Consider the following 14,895-nt stretch of genomic DNA (forward strand, 5'->3'; position numbering starts at 1 on the left):
GTCTCATAAACCCTTCAAGGCGCTTCGGCACGCAAGAAAAGCCAGACGGATATCCGCCTGACTTTAGTCTGTAGTTACTTATTTTTTCGTGATGACGACTGTTTTCGTAACAACGTGTCCACCGAGATCCTTCAGTTTCAAGTTGTACGTGTTTTTCCCCTTCTTGAGCGTCACTTTTTTCGTGATCGTCTTTTTGAAGGCTTTCATCTCGTACGGCTCTTTGAACGTCCGGCGGTATTCCGCGCTACCATTGAAGTCAAAGCGTAATTCGCTGTAGTTATCGCGAAGAACGATCTTCATCTCGGCTGTTTTTGTTTTGCTTGAGACGGTTTTTGGCGCAGTGACGCGAATCGTCGGTAATTCTGTGTCGATGATGACTTGACGACTGAACGCCACACGGTTTCCTTTACCATCGTATGCTTCAACCTTGAATGACTTGACGCCATCCGTCGTGTACGTCACGTCATGACTGAACGCATAGTTCTGTTGGGCTGCATCGAAACGTAATTTAACGGATTTTCCGTTGATCTTGAACGATTTGATGCCTGATTCATCAGAGACATGACCCACGATGTTGATGACTTTTGATGTCGCAAGACCAAGTGCGACCGGTGTATCGATTTGAACGTTCGGTACCGCTTTATCGACACCTGTCGTGTTGACGTCTTTTTTCACACTGTTTCCTGCATAATCCTTCACGACGAAGGCAATCTTCGCGCGCTCTGGAAGATCCGTCAACGTGTACGCTTTTTCTGTTGCAGCAAGCGGCTGTTTCAAGACACTCTTACCATTGACGAGGATATCGTATGACGCGACACCTGTTCCTTGGTCACCTGCTGTCCATGAGAGCGTTGATTTCGACGCATCCCATTTCACGGTTGCCGCTGGTTTTTTCGTATCGACATAGACTGGGAAGAGGTTCGACTGCCATTTTGCATTCGGATAATCGATCACGGATTTGACTTTGTAGTAGTAAAGACCATCCTTGACCGGTTTCCCGTTGATTGTTCCGTCCCAAGCTGCGCTTGTGACTGGTGTGTATCCGTCCTCTGAACCGCTATCATAGTAGTTCTTGACGACGTCCGTTTGCATATCAAGCTTCTGAAGTGTTGTTTTATTCCGGTCAAGAATCGAATACTCGACTTTTTTCGCATTTCGAAGGAATGAGATGATCGGGAAAGCTTCATCTGCGCTACCGTCGTTGTTCGGTGAGAACGAGACTTTGTTCGCGACAACTTTTCCAGCGGCATTCGTACCAAGGAATTTGAAATCATCCTTCACTTCAGTCGCTAGACCTGTCAATCCGTAGAACGTGTTGTTTTTATCGTACAATGGTGCATCTAAAATCGGAGCTTGATCCCATTTTCCTTTGAATCCAACATAAGGAACTGTCAGTTCTGGATTTTTGCTCTTCGTATCGATCAGACGGACGAATCCTTCGACGAAGTAGCCGTTTTTAAAGACTTGTTCAAGCGGAAGCTCGTTCGCCCAGTCAGTCGTGTTCTTCAAATCGACTGACACGCTGACTTTCGTTGAGCTCTTCGGATTAATCGAGACTGAACTCGCTTTCTTCGAGCCGACTGCAAATGAGATCGGGTATGTGCCTATGTTGGCATCTACCGTACCAATCGTTCCTTTTTTGAAGATTCCATTTGCTTCAAGGAAGTTCGATCCTTGTGCACCGAGATCTGATTGAACCGTTCCCGCTAGCTTATACGTCACTTTTTCATTGCTGTAGTTTTTTAAATCAAGCGTGAATGTGAACTTCTCGCCGACTTCCTTCAAGGATGCCTTGCCTTCACCTGACTTTGTCTCTGTGATGACGACTGGTGTCTTCATCGCAGCACGAAGATCCATCAGTCCAGCTCCCTCACGACGTGGGGAGTAGAAGTTGCCTGTTTTCAGTTCTGCGTTGTATTTTCCTTGATCGAGTTGCGGACGCGATGTATTCATCAAGATGTTTTTGGCGAGTTTAACGCGTGTTGCACCAGTGACTTTGAAGTCCTTCGCAATCCGTTGCATGACGAGTGCTGTTCCACCAGCGACGTGTGGTGCTGCCATCGATGTACCGCTCATGACGCCATACTCGTTATCATTAAGCGTCGAATAGATTTTCCCACCTGGTGCCGTGATTTCTGGCTTGAAGTCAAGGCTTGGCGTGACACCCCATGACGTGAAGTCAGACATTTGTCCTGCGACCGGGTTATCGGTTGAGACCGCTTTTCCGTCAAATGTCACTGCGATTGCCTTGCCCTCTTTTGCTTTTGCTTCGAGATCATTCCCGTCCGCGATGCTAAGCGTGACGAGTGGAATCGTCGGATTGTTGAGCGCCATGCTGACGTAATCCCCGTGATCGACTCGACCGCGGACGATGACACCTGCTGCCCCTTGCTTCTCAGCTTCTGCTTGGATCATACCGTAGTTGAAACCACCGTTACGCACGACGAAGACGACTTTCCCTTTGACGTCTTTACCTTCATAGTTCGAAGCTTGACCGTCACCGACATACACGACATCCTTCTTCTCTTTATCGAAGACGGCAATCGGATTCGGCGAATCTTGTTTTTGGTATGCCAAATAACCGGCATCCTGACCGTCGATCGTCAGCGCCATGCCTTCAAGCGTCAATTTCGTATTTTCGAGTGACGCGACTTGGAGCGCCTGGCTCGTCAATCCTGGTGCACCAACGACACCGATATCCGGGTTTGCTGTATATGGATTACCCGCACCATGACCTGCAAACGCCGAGTTACCAGCAGAAATCGCACACAAGATGCCGTTGTTCATCGCGTTGACGATTGCGCGTTGTTCTGGATCATCTGCATTGACGAACGATGCCGTCGAACCGAGACTCATGTTGATGACATCGGCTCCGAGTGCAATCGCATCATCAATTGCTTTAATGTAGATATCGCTGAATGTCGATGGCATTCCTGGATCGTTTCCGAAGACTTTCATCGCGAGGAGCTGTGTTTCCGGAGCGACCCCTTTGATACCACCGTTTGCTTCATCGCCGTTTGCTCCGACCGTACCCGCGACGTGCATCCCGTGCATCGATGCGCCCGCACCTAAATCACGGATTTCGCTATCGTGATCGGCATAGTTATAGCCGTACGGTACTTTTTCCGTGAAGTACCTTCCTTTTAAGCCTTTTGTTTCTTTCGCACTATCGACTTTCGAAGAAGTCAAATCAATCTTCGTCTCTGGGCTCAAGACCATGTCCTTATGTGATGGATCGATTCCTGTATCGATGACGGCAACGATTGTTCCTTCCCCTTTAAAACCATAGTCCTGCCATGTTTCCTTCGCATTGACCATGTCCTTGCTGTACAGCATGTCTGGCTTTGCACCTTTAGCAACTTCCGGACGCGCATACTCATGGGCGATATGTACGCTCTTGACTCCGCTCAGTTGTTTAATGTCTTCGATGTCCCCGAACTTGACTTCACCACTGAATCCGTTGATGACGGTTGTGAAGCTTTCCTTATATGTAACGGGAATCGCCTTTTTAGCGATGGCTGACTTGACTGATTTTTGGACGTTGACGAGGCGATCTTTGATCGACTCTTTTTCGGCATTGCTCAATGTGCTATACCGCTTGTTTTGAGCCTGGGCGATTTGAATCGCCGGCTTCTCTTCCATCTCGATGACGACACGGACTTTATCCGATTGTTTGTAGTGCTTCTCTTGCCCCGATTTCTTCAGCGAGAGCGCCTGCGGTTTTTGACCCGTTGCTTTGTCTTGCGACGACAGTGCACCTTGCGCACTGACTAGATTGGAAGACATCATTAAGACGGCTGCCATAAGTGCAATCTTCTTCTTCATGCGTTCGTTTTCCCCTTTTCTGTAAAACCATAGTAGTACTACTGATAAAACAGTTAAACGAAAATTCTGTATATTTAGTTTAATGAATTTAATGGAAATAAACAATTTATATTTGCCTATTTTTTTAATTTATTTGTTTTACGTGACATTTTATATTTTTAAGGAATTTAACTGGGAGAAAAATAAAAACTCCTCGACGCCTCGAGGAGTTGGATATTTGGTATTGGTGGAGACTATCGGGATCGAACCGACGACCTTTTGGCTGCCAGCCAAACGCTCTCCCAGCTGAGCTAAGTCCCCATGAATTATCTTTAGTATACGTATCACTAACTGCTTTATCAATATAAAAATAACGCTTTCATAAAAAAGAATTCCTTCCAAAAATCGTTGGAAGGAATTCACGATTCATTTATTCAATTCACGCATCAAATCCGCCTGTCGTTCAAGCTCTGCCTGTTGCTCGAGGATCAAGACCTTTTTGTACGTTCGCGCAGAAATCAAGATGCTGATCTCATAGAGAACGAACAATGGCACCGAGATCATCAAGTGTGACGTCACGTCCGGCGGTGCGATCAATGCCGCAACGACGAACAGCGCAAAGTACGCATATTTCCGATTCTTTCGCATGAAATATGGCGTCACGAGACCCAGACGTGTCAGGAACATCGTCACGACCGGCAATTGGAAAAGAAGACCGAACGGAATCGTCAATCGGATTAAGAAACTGAAGTAGTTCTCCACTCCAATGACTTGTTCGATTCCCAATTCTTTTCCTAGTTCAGTTGATACTTTTAATAAGAAAGGTAGCAACCAAAAGTACGAGAAGGCTACACCAGCCAAAAATAGAAAGAAGATGACCGGAATATACGTCAATGTCGCTTTTTGCTCCTTATCGTAAAGTCCAGGGCGAACGAATGCCCAAAGTTGGTACATCCAGAACGGCGATGCCAGAACGATTGCGATAATGAATGCAAGATTTAAATACAGCATTAAAGGATCGGCGACGTTGAAGGCATTCAAACCAATGCCGAGTTCTTTTAAGTCCGCTTGCAAGAAGCGGACGAGCGGTCGGACGAGTGGAAATGCGACAGCGAACAGGACGACGACGATGATAAGCGACCAGACGATCCGCTTTCGGAGTTCGTCAAGGTGCGACGTCACGCTTTGTTCTTGATCAATCGCCATGGTTCAATCACTTCTCTTTCGGTTCATCCTTTTTATCGTCGTCCATGATGCCGTTCGTGGCGCTCTTGAACTCTTTCAATGTCTGACCCGCAGCACGACCAAGTTCAGGTAACTTCTTCGGTCCAAAAATGATCAATGCGACGACACCGATCAGTGCTAAACTGCCTGGTCCGATGAACGCTATAGTTGACGGGATAAGGTTTTCCATTATGCTTTCACTCCTTCAGCTGATTGCGAATAATGCTTCATGAAATAAACTAACGACTGCAACTCGATCGATAAATCAATGTGATGGACCCGGACGCTCGCTGGCACGTTCAACCGTGCAGGCGTAAAGTTCAGGATGCCTGTCACACCATACTCGACTAACTCATCCGCTACTGACTGCGCGAACTGGGATGGAACCGTCAAGATGGCAACATCGACCTGATTCGCTTCGATTTGTTCTTTCATGTCCGAAACATGATAGATTGGAACGTCATGCGTCGTTGTTCCGACCTTCTCTTCGTCCGCATCAAACGCAACGACTATCCGAGTACTATTATTCTTTAAAAAGTTATAATTTGCAAACGCTGTTCCGAGATGACCGACCCCGATTAAAGCAACATTCGTCACCTCATCTTGATTCAAGGTTTTGCGGAAAAACGTTAAGAGATGTTGAACGTTGTATCCATACCCCTTCTTCCCTAATGCCCCAAAGTAGGAAAAATCGCGACGAATCGTTGCTGAATCAACCTTCACCGCCTCGCTTAACTCAGCAGAAGAGACGCGGAGCTTGCCTGAATTGTATAAACTTTGGATGAAGCGATAATATAGCGGCAACCGTTTTGCTGTCGCTTGTGGAATTTTTGTGTCTGGTCCATTCATCCTGCAGTTCCCCCTTCGGCCACATCCATCGTGGCACCCAAATCTTTGCAAAAAGCTTTCTACTCTCCTTGATTGTAAACCACTTCACATAGAGTCACAAATAATATATTCCGCAGGACCTCGCGCTTTTGTTCGTGATAGACTAAAGGGTGGAAGGATGGATGGAAATGATACTCTTACAAGTCAACCAACTCTCGAAATCATTCGGCGTCGAGCCGATTTTAGAAAATATCAAATTGGAAGTACAAGAGCGCGACCGCATTGCGCTCGTCGGACGAAACGGTGCCGGTAAATCGACCTTGCTCAAAATCATTGCTGGCGAACTCAGTCATGACTCGGGCGACATCATGAAAGGCAAGGATGTCAAAATTGGTTATCTCGCGCAAGACAGTGGTCTCGAATCGAATGAGACGATCTGGAACGAGATGCTGACCGTCTTCGAACATCTACAAGAACAAGAACGGACATTGCGCCGGATGGAAATCGAAATGGGCATGGAGCATATCTTGAACGACCCGGTCGCGTACGATCGTCTCTTGAAGACGTATGATCAAGCGCAACACGACTTCTCAGAAGCAGGTGGTTATCAGTTCGAAGCGAATATCCGCTCCGTTTTGCACGGCATGCGCTTTTATCCGGATGATTACTCGCGCCGGATTCAGACATTATCCGGTGGTCAACGGACACGGCTTGCCTTAGCGAAGATGCTCTTACAAGCACCAGAGCTTCTCATTCTCGATGAGCCGACCAACCACCTTGACATCGATACGCTCGCTTGGCTCGAAAGTTACCTCGGTGGTTATCGTGGTGCCGTCCTAATCGTCTCGCACGACCGGTACTTCCTCGACCAAGTCGTCAATGTCGTCTATGAATTGTCACGCAATGTCTGTCGTAAGTTCACGGGGAACTACACGAAGTACTTGGAGCAAAAAGCGGTCTTGTACGATCAGGAAATGAAGCAGTTCGAGCAGCAGCAAGAAGAGATCGCGAAGATGCAGGACTTCATTCAACGCAACATCGCCCGGGCGACGACGACAAAACGTGCCCAAAGTGTCCGGAAACGGCTCGAGAAGGTCGACCGACTCGACCGACCAGATGGGGATGAACGTAGCACGGTCCTGTCCTTCCCAATTGAAAAACAGAGCGGGAACGATGTTCTTCAAGTCAATCAACTGGCGATCGGTTACGAAGAAGCTGTCTCAAAAGACATCACGTTCCGCTTGCAACGCGGCGAATCACTGGCACTCGTCGGACCAAACGGAATCGGAAAGTCGACGCTCTTGAAAGTTCTCGTCGGTCGCTTACGCCCCCTATTCGGTGATTTCCGATTCGGAACCGGCGTCTCGATCGGCTATTACGATCAAGAGCAGGCGGAACTCAATGACCGGAACCGTGTCATCGATGAGATTTGGAACGAATGGCCATTGATGCGTGAACAAGAAGTCCGTTCTGTCCTCGGACAATTCTTGTTTAGCGGCGACGACGTCTTCAAAATTGTCCATGAATTATCCGGTGGCGAACGCGGACGTCTCGCGCTCGCAAAACTGAAACTACGGAAGACGAACGTCCTCGTCCTCGATGAGCCGACGAACCACTTGGATCTGGATTCGAAGATGGTCCTTGAGAACGCTCTCGTCGACTATGAAGGTACGCTACTCTTCGTCTCCCATGACCGGTACTTCATCGATCGGATCGCGACACGCGTCATCGAGATGAGTGAAGCTGGTGTGACAGAATACCTCGGCGATTATTCGTACTACACAGAGAAGAAGGCTGAACAAGAAGAAATCGCTCGCCTTGAAGCCGAAGAGGCAAAAGCGGCAAAAGTCACGGCATCGAAGACGATCGACAAAGAAGCACAGAAAGAAGAAAAAAAACGCCGTCAGCAAATCGAACAACTCGAACAAGATATTGAACGGCTCGAACAGCGTTCAGCGGAAATCGAACAGTTGCTTTGCGAACCGGAAGTCTTTAATGATATTCCAAAAGCGACAGCGTTATCTGCGGAACGGGACCAGATCGATGTCGATCTACTCGAATTGATGGAACGATGGGAGAACCAACACTGATGCGGACGAAAAGCTTTTTCATTAACTTGATTCAAGGACTGCTATCCGGCATCCTTTATTTCGTACCGATGTATGCGGACTACGTGTCGACCTTCATCCGCCCGGATGCTTTTAATGCCGCGCTTCCTTTGTTCCTCCTGATTTCTTGCATGATCGGTCTCGTCATCCAGACATGGAGCGGTCTTTTCGTCAGTTTACTCTCGGGATTATGCTGTACGCTCCTGACGACACAGCTATTCGTCGAACTCAATGACCCGTTGATCCTATCGTATTACGGTAGTGTCTCACCGCTCACCGCTTTCTTAATCAGCTGTGTCGGCATTTGGGCACTCGCGATCGTCTTTTATTTGCTCGATGGCTATCAGTACAGTAAACGTCATGGTCTTGAAGCCTCTTCAAACGAAATCGATCCGCAACCTTGAAGTCCGATCGATGAATCAGATGAACGACATGAGAAAAAGGAGTGGAGATTCCGGTAGCTAGACCGGTCTCTCCACTCCTTTTCGTTTGAATCAAAACGAATCGTACGATGCATCAAGCATTCACGCTTCTATCATTTTGTCGGTCGGGCAATCGTAAACGTCTTCCCGATCGTCGCATAATCATTCCCTGCTAAACGAGCGACAGCCTTCAAGCCTGCTGCGTCAATCCGGAACGACTCGACGAGTTCATCCGCGACGTGATAACGCAGTACTTCCCCAATCAGAAGATCGGCACCTTCTAGCTCGACGTGTTGCGTCAAGCGCATCTCGAAGCGGATTTTCGCTTCGGCGATTCCGGGTACTTCGATCGCGTCACTATCGACGAGCGTCAAATCCGTCCGCTCAAGCTCACTTTCACCGTAAGCAAGTGGCGCTGCTGTCTCATTGACTGCGTCGACGATCTCTTCGCTGACGATATGGATGACATAACTTTGTTTCGCTAAGATGTTACGTGCCGTATCCTTCTGCCCCTGATCCGTCCGTTGTACGGCGATCACCAGTTGCGGCGGACTGCTTGAAGCGACCGTAAAGAAGGAAAACGGTGCGGCGTTGACCGTCCCGTCCTCTCCTTGCGTTGTCACGAAAGCAATCGGACGCGGAATGATGCTTCCGATCAGTAATTTATAATTGTCTTTTGCGCTAAGCGTTGATGCCTCGAACTTCATGAATGACCCACCTTTTTCTTCACCCGATGAGTGCAGCGAGTGAATAGTCTCCAGCACCGATCATCGCTACACCAAGGGCGATGACGATCAATGCCATGTTGTATTCGTACCCGTTCTGCGTCACCCAGTAACCATTCGCACCGTGTACTTTAACGATCGCGACAAGCATCGATCCGATGATGAGGAGCGCTGCGATCCAGAGGAATACACCGCCTGCGAACAACAAGCCGCCGATCAATTCAGCAAGACCTGCTGTAATCGCGAGTGCCTTCCCTGGCTTCATGCCTATTGATTCGAACCAGCCGCCTGTTCCAGCGATCCCGTGTCCGCCGAACCAACCAAATAATTTTTGTGTCCCGTGTGCAGCGAACGTTAAGCCGATGATTAAACGAATGATTAAAAGTCCTGTATCCATCATTTCTCTCTTCTCCTTTTACCTAATGTATTTTAGTTACTTTAAGTAACTCAATAAACAGACTATATCTTATCACTTACTAAAAGTAAATAGATTTGTTTTAGTTCTTTTTGTTACATTAAGTAAAATGATTCGATTTTTTTAGCAGAAGCGGGTATACTACAACTATAGAAAGGATGAGTGCTGATGGAAGAAGTCGCAATCCAACCGGCTCTTTGTCCCAAAGTCGAACATGCCTTTGAAATCTTAGGTAAGAAATGGACGGGTCTGATCTTACGTCACTTGTTGACGAAGACATGTCGTTTCAATGAGATTCAAGATGCCATCCCCGAATTATCAGGTCGTATGCTCACGGAACGTATGAAGGAGCTCGAAGCGGAAGGCATCGTCATCCGGACTGTCATTCCCGATCGTCCGATTAAGATTCAATACAGTTTGACCGACAAAGGGCGCCAACTCGAACCGGTCATTCGTTCCATTGAGGAATGGGCCGAACTACAAGACTAATGTATAGAAAAGCATCTTCTTTGGAAGGTGCTTTTTTATACGCCCTTTGACATTGATAATCATTATCAATTAAAGTGGAGAAGTACAGTGAAAGGAGGAAGATGCATGCATATCGCGATTGGATTCGTCAGCATGTCCGGTAATACGGAAGATATCGTCTCGCTCATTCAACATGAACTCGAGCAACACGATGTCGACGTGACGATCACGGAACTAGATCAATTCGTCGGGGAGGACTTATCACGTTTTGATGGTCTATTACTCGGCTCATATACATGGGGAGACGGTGATTTACCGTATGAAGCAGAAGATTTTGTCGAGGAGCTCCGGGAACAATCCTTAGACGGGATACCGGCGGCTGCTTTTGGTTCGGGGGATCTTGATTATCCGAAGTACTGCGCAGCCGTTGATTTGATTGAAGACGCATTAAAAGAAGCTGGGGCGACCCTCGTAACGGATGGCTTGAAGATTGAGTTTGATCCGAATACCCCGGAGAAACAAGCCGCTTGTCGTGCGTTCGCGCAAACGTTTCATCGCTTTTTACAACAGGTTCATGCTTGAGTGTCGTTTGAATCCCTACTGTAAGGGAATCGTTAAAGCAGACTCTATGAAAGTGAGATGAATGTTTTATGACGATTCAAGCACTCGTCTTTGACGTCTACGGTACATTATTCGATGTCCATTCCGTCAAAGAACAAGCCGAAGTGCTTTATCCGGATCACGGAGAAGCGATCAGCAAACGCTGGCGGGAGAAACAACTGGAGTACTCTTTCCTCCGGCAATTGAACGGACAGTATGTGCCGTTCAGCCAAGTGACACAAGATGCCCTCCGCTATACGTTACTTGAACTAAAGATCCATGTGACCGAGGAACAAATCACGACCTTAATGGAGACGTACCTGACGCTTGATGTATATCCTGAAGTCAGCTCCGTTCTCGAGACGATGGCGGACAAGCATCTGGTCGTCTTCTCGAATGGTTCCCATGATATGCTCGATCCGCTGATTGAGCAGTCAGGCTTAGCCGATCGGTTCGAACATCTCGTCAGTGTCGATGATATCAAACAGTATAAGCCAGCACCTGCATCCTATATGCATGCCTTAAACACGCTCGGTCTAAAACGCGAGGAGATCCTCTTCATGTCCTCGAACGGTTGGGATATCACCGGGGCGAAGAGTTTCGGCTTCAAAACGGCATGGATCAATCGAAATGGACTTCCGGTCGAGGAATTGAATCTCGATCCCGATCGCATCTATGATGACTTGACGGGTATCACTGAATGGCAATGAACGAACAACAGCGGACTCCTATTTAGGAATCCGCTGTTTTCATGGATTTAGTAATTAGACAAACGTGAGTAACCCTTCTTGAATAGATCGAGTTTCAGACCGCCTTCTTTTTCGATGAAGAAGAGGTATTCGTTTTGATCCGTATCCTTATAGAAGACCTTAAATAACGTCAACGTCCGTTTTTTATTGTTCTCGACAGCCGTCACCTCATGCTTTGAGATGACCTCGGCTTGGACTTGTTCTGCATCCATCTTTTGAATCATTGGTTCGAATGACTTCTTTTCTTGATCCGTCACCGGTGTTCCGGAAGCAATCATGAAATAATCATCACTCGCCTTGTTCGTTAAACCATACTTCCGATCGACGATGACGACGTTACTGAGCTTACCATTGATTGTCTGATCAAAAGCATATAACTTTTGAATCCGGGTCTTTTCCCCTTCTGCTCGTCCGATTTCGTAAAGTGGACGTTGTTTCGTATTCGTCTCGACCGCTTTTTTATCGGGTACGAGTTCTTCCTTATAGGCGACTTGGTATGCGTTCACGATTTCTCGGACCTGAAGTCCGATCGCGACGATGACCAGTACCGCTAACAATGCGATGATGACTTTTTTCATTCCATTTCCCCCAAGTTGTTCGGATTCCTTACTTTAAATCTAGCCCAGGTTCTGCGTTCATGGCAAGTGTCGAATAGCGTAACGCGCGATATGGATGAATCGCAGCCGCTCCAATCATCGCCGCATTATCTCCACACAGGTGCATCGGCGGAATGACGAGATCGATTCCTTCCTTCGCACACGCTGCTTCGAGACCTTGGCGTAATCCTTTGTTGGCAGCGACGCCACCAGCAAGCAGTAATTGACGTCCCCCTTTATCCTTCACGGCACGGACCGCCTTCGTCACGAGTACCTCGACGACGCTCGCTTGGAAACTCGCAGCTAAATCTTCCGGAATGATCGTTTCCCCCCGTTGTTCGGCGTTATGCACGGCATTAATGACTGCGGACTTCAAACCGCTGAAGCTAAAGTCATACGAATCCTTTTCGAGCCAGACACGCGGAAAATGGAACGTATCCTGACCGGTCTGTGCCAATTGGTCGATTCGTGGACCACCTGGATACGGTAACTTCAACGTCCGAGCAACTTTATCATAGGCTTCCCCAGCGGCATCATCCCGTGTTTCACCAATGACTTCGTATACATCGTCTTCCGGCATGTAGATCAGTTCCGTGTGCCCACCTGATGCAATCAAACAGACGAGCGGAAACTCAAGCTCTTGCACGAGACGATTCGCATAGATATGACCTGCGATATGATGAACACCGATCAATGGTTTATCATGCGCAAAGGCGAGTGCCTTCGCTGCGCTGACACCAACGAGTAATGCTCCGACCAGTCCAGGTCCTTCCGTGACGGCGATCGCATCGATATCGTCAATCGTGACGTTCGCTTCCGTCAAGGCATCATCGATGACGTATGTGATCCGTTCGACGTGATGCCGTGAAGCCACTTCAGGCACGACGCCACCGAATCGTTTATGACTTTCGATTTGAGACGAGACGACGTTCGATAAGACGTCGATTCCTCCACGGACGACGGCAGCCGCCGTTTCGTCGCAACTCGATTCGATTGCTAGAATCAATGGTTGTGTCATAGGTCTTCTCCCTCCAGCTCCAGCCAGTAGATGGCAGCATCTTCATTGTTATCTTGATAATATCGTTTTCGGACACCAACATACTGAAATCCGAGTTTTTCATATAAAGTCCGCGCTGGTGTGTTCGAGACACGTACTTCGAGTGTCATCGCCCGCAAACTAAGCGCACGACCGACGGCGATCAATGCCGTTAGCAGATCTTCCCCAAGTCCTTGTCCGCGGTGCGACTGCTTGACGGCAATATTCGTAATATGTCCTTCATCCGCGATATGCCACAGACCAGCAAACCCGACGATACCATCTTGATCGGCAACGACATAATAGGCATTCGGATTTTGTGTCATTTCCGCTTCGAAGGCATCTAGCGTCCACGGTGTCGCAAACGATTCGAGTTCGACCGCATGAACACCTGCAGCGTCCTGTACGGTCATCCGACGAATGCCCTTACTCATGACGCTGTGCCTCGATCCATTTCGCCTCTGCTTCAGCTAGACGCAGGTAACGTGGTTCGAACGCATGCGCTTCGACCGTCTGGCGTGTTGCACCGAGTAAAGCGAGTACGCCGGCACGTGGCGTCCGGAAAGCAGGAGCCGCCTTTTCAAATGGCTGAAGAATCTCTTCGAACGCATCGACGTCTCCTGTGACGAGCGTATCTGGCGGTAACGTCTTCACAAAAGAAGCGATCTCGACATGCTGTTCTTCAGCGATTCGTTCTCCAGCTTCGTATACTCCGACAAACCCTGCTCCACGCCGCGCATCTTGAATCGCTGCGACGCGTCCCGTATGACCTGTCGAAGCTGCCATCAGTTCAAGTGTCGAGATGGCAACGAGCTCGATGCCCAGTGTATAGGCGAGCGTCTTCGCTGTCGTCGCTCCAATCCGTAATCCGGTATAAGAACCAGGACCGTCAGCAACGACGACACGTGTCAGTTGAGCCGGTGTCCATTTTGCTTCCACCATCAAGCGCTCAAGCAACGGCATGAGTTTCGTCGCATGATTCAAAGACGTGACATAAGAAGCTTCTGCTACAATCTGTTTCCCGTCTGAAAGAGCGACCGATAATTGTTTCGTCGATGTATCAATAGCTACGATTTTCATGATTTCAATCCCTCACATAATGTAATGTATCGTTCTCCGATCGGCGTCAGCTCAAAACGACGACTATCGTCACCCGTTCGCGTGATCGTGATTGCCAACCGTTCAGGTGGGAGGCTGTCCGCGATCAATTCAGACCACTCGACGACGGCGACGCCTTCACCGTTCAAATATTCTTCAAGTCCGATATCATCACCGGAACCTTCCAGGCGATAAACATCCATATGATAAAGAGGAAGACGTCCCGTATAGACTTTCATGATCGTAAAGGTAGGGCTGTTGACGTGGCGCGTCACACCTAACCCTTTCGCAAAGCTTTGCGTAAAGGTCGTTTTCCCAGCACCTAAATCCCCATCAAGCGTAATGACCATCCCTGCTTCTGCACGTCGTCCGAGTTCAAGGGCCAAGGCAGTCGTTTCTTCCAAGCTGTTCATTTTCAGTTCTATCATACGATGTCTCCTCCTTTAATACGTACTGTTCGTCCTTCTCTATTGTACCGAACGAAAAAGGCAAAAAAAAATACGAAACGCTGAACGTTTCGTAGTAAAGTTGAAGTTAAGTTTAAAATTGGTTGCGGGGGCCGGATTTGAACCGACGACCTTTGGGTTATGAGCCCAACGAGCTACCAGACTGCTCCACCCCGCGACGATAAACGTTTCGGATTTGATTATTTAAAAATTGGTTGCGGGGGCCGGATTTGAACCGACGACCTTTGGGTTATGAGCCCAACGAGCTACCAGACTGCTCCACCCCGCGATGATATAACGTTTCGACAGATATTAATATAACATGTGTCTTTTAAATTGGCAAGTCTTTTTGCCTTATTTCTTTTTACTAACTGTC

Annotated in this window: 16 protein-coding genes and 3 tRNA genes; 5 read left to right on the forward strand and 14 right to left on the reverse strand. The window is 48.1% G+C overall.

Annotated features, from left to right (window positions below):
• Window positions 1-78: 78 nt before the first annotated feature.
• The 5 genes from MKY22_RS14735 to MKY22_RS14755 form a co-directional block, all read right to left on the reverse strand.
• The gene (locus MKY22_RS14735) at window positions 79-3,825 is read right to left on the reverse strand and encodes a S8 family serine peptidase (RefSeq protein ID WP_341089606.1); all 3,747 of its coding nucleotides are present in this window, start codon (window positions 3,823-3,825) and stop codon (window positions 79-81) included.
• A 224-nt stretch (window positions 3,826-4,049) separates the two neighbouring features.
• Window positions 4,050-4,125, reverse strand: a tRNA-Ala gene (locus MKY22_RS14740).
• 105 nt (window positions 4,126-4,230) lie between these two features.
• The gene (gene tatC, locus MKY22_RS14745; RefSeq protein ID WP_341089608.1) at window positions 4,231-5,010 is read right to left on the reverse strand and encodes a twin-arginine translocase subunit TatC; all 780 of its coding nucleotides are present in this window, start codon (window positions 5,008-5,010) and stop codon (window positions 4,231-4,233) included.
• A gap of 7 nt (window positions 5,011-5,017) precedes the next feature.
• Complete coding sequence (locus tag MKY22_RS14750) at window positions 5,018-5,218, reverse strand: twin-arginine translocase TatA/TatE family subunit (RefSeq protein WP_023469603.1); 201 nt, start codon at window positions 5,216-5,218, stop codon at window positions 5,018-5,020.
• Window positions 5,218-5,877, reverse strand: a complete 660-nt coding sequence (locus tag MKY22_RS14755) for a redox-sensing transcriptional repressor Rex (RefSeq protein ID WP_341089612.1) — start codon at window positions 5,875-5,877, stop codon at window positions 5,218-5,220. The genes MKY22_RS14750 and MKY22_RS14755 overlap by 1 nt, the downstream gene beginning before the upstream one ends.
• A gap of 167 nt (window positions 5,878-6,044) precedes the next feature.
• Between MKY22_RS14755 and MKY22_RS14760 the strand changes: the two genes are divergently transcribed.
• Entirely contained in the window at window positions 6,045-7,946 is a 1,902-nt protein-coding gene (locus MKY22_RS14760; RefSeq protein ID WP_341089614.1) for an ABC-F family ATP-binding cassette domain-containing protein, read from the forward strand.
• A complete protein-coding gene (locus MKY22_RS14765; protein ID WP_167507594.1) occupies window positions 7,928-8,368 on the forward strand; it encodes a hypothetical protein in 441 nt (146 codons plus the stop codon). The genes MKY22_RS14760 and MKY22_RS14765 overlap by 19 nt, the downstream gene beginning before the upstream one ends.
• A 131-nt stretch (window positions 8,369-8,499) precedes the next feature.
• On the opposite strand, the gene MKY22_RS14770 is transcribed toward MKY22_RS14765, so the two are convergent.
• Together MKY22_RS14770 and MKY22_RS14775 are read right to left on the reverse strand one after the other, a co-directional pair.
• Window positions 8,500-9,093, reverse strand: coding sequence for a flavin reductase family protein (locus MKY22_RS14770; RefSeq protein ID WP_058704188.1), 594 nt, complete (start codon window positions 9,091-9,093; stop codon window positions 8,500-8,502).
• 19 nt (window positions 9,094-9,112) lie between these two features.
• Window positions 9,113-9,511, reverse strand: a complete 399-nt coding sequence (locus MKY22_RS14775) for a DoxX family protein (RefSeq protein WP_023469608.1) — start codon at window positions 9,509-9,511, stop codon at window positions 9,113-9,115.
• A 183-nt stretch (window positions 9,512-9,694) separates the two neighbouring features.
• On the opposite strand from MKY22_RS14775, the gene MKY22_RS14780 reads away from it, so the two are divergent.
• The 3 genes from MKY22_RS14780 (at window position 9,695) to MKY22_RS14790 (ending at window position 11,304) form a co-directional block, all read left to right on the forward strand.
• Window positions 9,695-10,015 (forward strand): winged helix-turn-helix transcriptional regulator, encoded by a 321-nt coding sequence (locus MKY22_RS14780; protein WP_023469609.1) that lies wholly within the window; start codon window positions 9,695-9,697, stop codon window positions 10,013-10,015.
• Between the two features lie 105 nt (window positions 10,016-10,120).
• Window positions 10,121-10,576 carry a flavodoxin gene (locus MKY22_RS14785; protein WP_214728447.1) on the forward strand — a complete coding sequence of 152 codons (456 nt, stop codon included), beginning with the start codon at window positions 10,121-10,123 and terminating at the stop codon, window positions 10,574-10,576.
• A 68-nt stretch (window positions 10,577-10,644) separates the two neighbouring features.
• Window positions 10,645-11,304 carry a haloacid dehalogenase type II gene (locus MKY22_RS14790; protein ID WP_214728449.1) on the forward strand — a complete coding sequence of 220 codons (660 nt, stop codon included), beginning with the start codon at window positions 10,645-10,647 and terminating at the stop codon, window positions 11,302-11,304.
• A gap of 47 nt (window positions 11,305-11,351) precedes the next feature.
• Here MKY22_RS14790 and MKY22_RS14795 read toward each other — a convergent pair whose 3' ends face one another.
• From MKY22_RS14795 to MKY22_RS14825, 7 genes are all read right to left on the reverse strand, one after another.
• On the reverse strand, window positions 11,352-11,921 hold the full coding sequence (locus MKY22_RS14795; protein WP_055969420.1) for a hypothetical protein: 570 nt from the start codon (window positions 11,919-11,921) through the stop codon (window positions 11,352-11,354).
• Window positions 11,922-11,949: 28 nt separating this feature from the next.
• Entirely contained in the window at window positions 11,950-12,957 is a 1,008-nt protein-coding gene (gene tsaD, locus MKY22_RS14800) for a tRNA (adenosine(37)-N6)-threonylcarbamoyltransferase complex transferase subunit TsaD (protein ID WP_341089626.1), read from the reverse strand.
• Window positions 12,954-13,409, reverse strand: coding sequence for a ribosomal protein S18-alanine N-acetyltransferase (gene rimI / locus MKY22_RS14805; RefSeq protein WP_290776460.1), 456 nt, complete (start codon window positions 13,407-13,409; stop codon window positions 12,954-12,956). Before rimI ends, tsaD begins: the two co-directional genes overlap by 4 nt.
• Entirely contained in the window at window positions 13,402-14,055 is a 654-nt protein-coding gene (tsaB, locus tag MKY22_RS14810; RefSeq protein ID WP_341089630.1) for a tRNA (adenosine(37)-N6)-threonylcarbamoyltransferase complex dimerization subunit type 1 TsaB, read from the reverse strand. Before tsaB ends, rimI begins: the two co-directional genes overlap by 8 nt.
• Window positions 14,052-14,501, reverse strand: a complete 450-nt coding sequence (gene tsaE / locus MKY22_RS14815) for a tRNA (adenosine(37)-N6)-threonylcarbamoyltransferase complex ATPase subunit type 1 TsaE (protein ID WP_341089632.1) — start codon at window positions 14,499-14,501, stop codon at window positions 14,052-14,054. Before tsaE ends, tsaB begins: the two co-directional genes overlap by 4 nt.
• A gap of 119 nt (window positions 14,502-14,620) precedes the next feature.
• Window positions 14,621-14,697, reverse strand: a tRNA-Met gene (locus MKY22_RS14820).
• Between the two features lie 34 nt (window positions 14,698-14,731).
• Window positions 14,732-14,808: transfer RNA gene (locus MKY22_RS14825), tRNA-Met, on the reverse strand.
• Between the last annotated feature and the right edge of the window lie 87 nt (window positions 14,809-14,895).

The sequence above is a fragment of the Exiguobacterium sp. FSL W8-0210 genome (assembly GCF_038006045.1).
Taxonomy (GTDB): domain Bacteria; phylum Bacillota; class Bacilli; order Exiguobacteriales; family Exiguobacteriaceae; genus Exiguobacterium_A.

What these genes read in the sequence shown, in the direction of transcription:
- rimI (WP_290776460.1), bottom strand. Translation starts at nt 13,409, where the DNA reads ATGAGTAAGGGCATTCGTCGGATGACCGTACAGGACGCTGCAGGTGTT.
- tsaD (WP_341089626.1), bottom strand. Translation starts at nt 12,957, where the DNA reads ATGACACAACCATTGATTCTAGCAATCGAATCGAGTTGCGACGAAACG.
- MKY22_RS14790 (WP_214728449.1), top strand. Translation starts at nt 10,645, where the DNA reads ATGACGATTCAAGCACTCGTCTTTGACGTCTACGGTACATTATTCGAT.
- MKY22_RS14760 (WP_341089614.1), top strand. Translation starts at nt 6,045, where the DNA reads ATGATACTCTTACAAGTCAACCAACTCTCGAAATCATTCGGCGTCGAG.
- tatC (WP_341089608.1), bottom strand. Translation starts at nt 5,010, where the DNA reads ATGGCGATTGATCAAGAACAAAGCGTGACGTCGCACCTTGACGAACTC.
- MKY22_RS14765 (WP_167507594.1), top strand. Translation starts at nt 7,928, where the DNA reads ATGGGAGAACCAACACTGATGCGGACGAAAAGCTTTTTCATTAACTTG.
- MKY22_RS14785 (WP_214728447.1), top strand. Translation starts at nt 10,121, where the DNA reads ATGCATATCGCGATTGGATTCGTCAGCATGTCCGGTAATACGGAAGAT.
- MKY22_RS14755 (WP_341089612.1), bottom strand. Translation starts at nt 5,877, where the DNA reads ATGAATGGACCAGACACAAAAATTCCACAAGCGACAGCAAAACGGTTG.
- tsaE (WP_341089632.1), bottom strand. Translation starts at nt 14,501, where the DNA reads ATGATAGAACTGAAAATGAACAGCTTGGAAGAAACGACTGCCTTGGCC.
- MKY22_RS14750 (WP_023469603.1), bottom strand. Translation starts at nt 5,218, where the DNA reads ATGGAAAACCTTATCCCGTCAACTATAGCGTTCATCGGACCAGGCAGT.
- MKY22_RS14770 (WP_058704188.1), bottom strand. Translation starts at nt 9,093, where the DNA reads ATGAAGTTCGAGGCATCAACGCTTAGCGCAAAAGACAATTATAAATTA.
- tsaB (WP_341089630.1), bottom strand. Translation starts at nt 14,055, where the DNA reads ATGAAAATCGTAGCTATTGATACATCGACGAAACAATTATCGGTCGCT.
- MKY22_RS14775 (WP_023469608.1), bottom strand. Translation starts at nt 9,511, where the DNA reads ATGATGGATACAGGACTTTTAATCATTCGTTTAATCATCGGCTTAACG.
- MKY22_RS14795 (WP_055969420.1), bottom strand. Translation starts at nt 11,921, where the DNA reads ATGAAAAAAGTCATCATCGCATTGTTAGCGGTACTGGTCATCGTCGCG.
- MKY22_RS14780 (WP_023469609.1), top strand. Translation starts at nt 9,695, where the DNA reads ATGGAAGAAGTCGCAATCCAACCGGCTCTTTGTCCCAAAGTCGAACAT.
- MKY22_RS14735 (WP_341089606.1), bottom strand. Translation starts at nt 3,825, where the DNA reads ATGAAGAAGAAGATTGCACTTATGGCAGCCGTCTTAATGATGTCTTCC.